The sequence below is a fragment of the Paenibacillus sp. OT2-17 genome, from assembly GCF_009827695.1.
Classification (GTDB): domain Bacteria; phylum Bacillota; class Bacilli; order Paenibacillales; family Paenibacillaceae; genus Paenibacillus; species Paenibacillus polymyxa_B.
In genome coordinates this window covers 1-1,724 of the sequence record NZ_WUDQ01000688.1, presented here as the reverse complement: position 1 = coordinate 1,724, position 1,724 = coordinate 1, and the positions used below count along the sequence as shown (strand labels likewise).

Sequence of the window (1,724 nt, the reverse complement as noted above, 5' to 3'; positions counted from 1 at the left end):
CATTTGGTTTGGATTGAGTCAACCTTCGCATCATCGTGCGATGCGCTCCTTTTACCATTCCGCCAAAAGGAGTATGAAAGGCAAGATACTGAAAGGTATCTTTATAATCCACTCCTTGCACCCGTTTTTGGTATTCCAAAAACGCTTGCTCGCAACAGTCCAGATAGGACATTAAAGACAAATCTGCATCCCCAGCCTCGCTATCTGGAATCGGCCGGCACGTATCCATCACCTCATAGCCGTAATATCCATTAGCGCCTGCATCGATTTGAAAAACATGAGGATTTTCACTAATGAGCATTGCCACGGCCCCTGCGCCTCCACTTGGCTCAGCATAAGACCAATCCTCACTCAAGACATCCCCGCCTTCAGCAGCAATAAATCGTGAAATATCACTGGCAATTACAAGCGCTTTTGCTCCTGGCGAGACCTGAGAAAGAATAAAATTCACCGCCATTTGGAGTCCAGCAGTACCGGAATAGCAGGCTTGCTTGAGCTCGAATAATCTGCAATTCCGATTCAACCCCAAATAGTGGTGAATATATGTACTGATTGATTTCCCAAAATCAATACCTGATTCCGTACAGGTGATAAGCATTTCGATTCGGTTTTTTTCCGCTTCTGAAAGAGCGTCCACCAGCGGTTTTGCCGCATTTACTCCAAAGGTAACTGGATCTTCGTAAGGTAGGGCAACCGCCTTTTCTTTCATTAATAAATTTTCGAACCTTGCAGGATCCAATTGCCTGTGTTGGGCTAATTGCATAACATCCAGATAGGCAGAGCCACCAAAAACGTTCATTGCCTCAATTCCCACGACAACCATAATCGTCCCCCTCTCTCAAATACGCGACTCACATTTTTGCATACAAATGGCAGTATTGATTCCACCAAACCCCATGCTCAGATTCATAGTATTGTGAATAATTGCTGGTACGGACTCATTCTTCACCCAATTGCAGTCCAATTGGATAGGCTCCTCCAAATTACGGGTAGGGTGAAGTCTCGACTCTTTCATTTGTAAAAGAGTAGCAATAATTTCAACAGTTCCTGCCGCGCTCAAGCCGTGACCGATAATGGATTTGGTTGCATTGATATAGGCATGTGACAATTTACAATCCTGTAATGCCTTTATTTCTATCTCGTCTCCAACGACCGAGCCTGTCCCATGGGGATTAATATAATCAATCTCTTCCGGTAGCAGCTTTGCTTTCTCCAAAGCTCTTCTAATCACTCGGACTTCGCCTTCGTAGGAGGGATTGGGATTCCGGTTTCGATCCATCCCCATATCCCATCCTGCCAGTTTGGCATAAGGTTTCTCCCGACGCCTCACGGCGGAATCGGCCCGTTCTATGACTACAACCCCGCAAGATTCCCCATAGATGAACCCGTCCCGCGATTGATCAAATGGTCGACACGCCATTGCAGGCTCATCGGCATATCGCTCGCTTCCCATCGCTCCCAAGGATCGCAATGCCTGGCATTCCATATACGAAATATCCATCAATGCCCCCATTGCAATGCAAACATCAACACGATCTGCTTGAATGGCCTCAATTGCTTGAATGATTGCGACTTGTCCACTCGCGGATGCACCACCGACTGTATAAGCTAACCCCTGAATACCGAACTGTTCGGTACATAGTCCGCACAAATCAGTATCCATAAAGGAAACCCCATAGGTCGGCGGTACAAAGCACATTTTTTCCCGGTAGGCCTCATAGGTC

2 protein-coding genes are annotated in these 1,724 nt (G+C 46.6%); both read right to left on the bottom strand.

Annotation, left to right across the window (positions count from 1 at the left end; genetic code table 11):
* Positions 1 to 823 (bottom strand): hydroxymethylglutaryl-CoA synthase family protein (locus GRP75_RS26140; RefSeq protein ID WP_160790793.1); only part of this gene is annotated, 823 nt, incomplete at its 3' end.
* A gap of 15 nt (positions 824 to 838) precedes the next feature.
* Positions 839 to 1,724, bottom strand: an 886-nt coding sequence (locus tag GRP75_RS26135; RefSeq protein ID WP_160790792.1) for a beta-ketoacyl synthase N-terminal-like domain-containing protein, incomplete at its 5' end; no start/stop codon positions are given.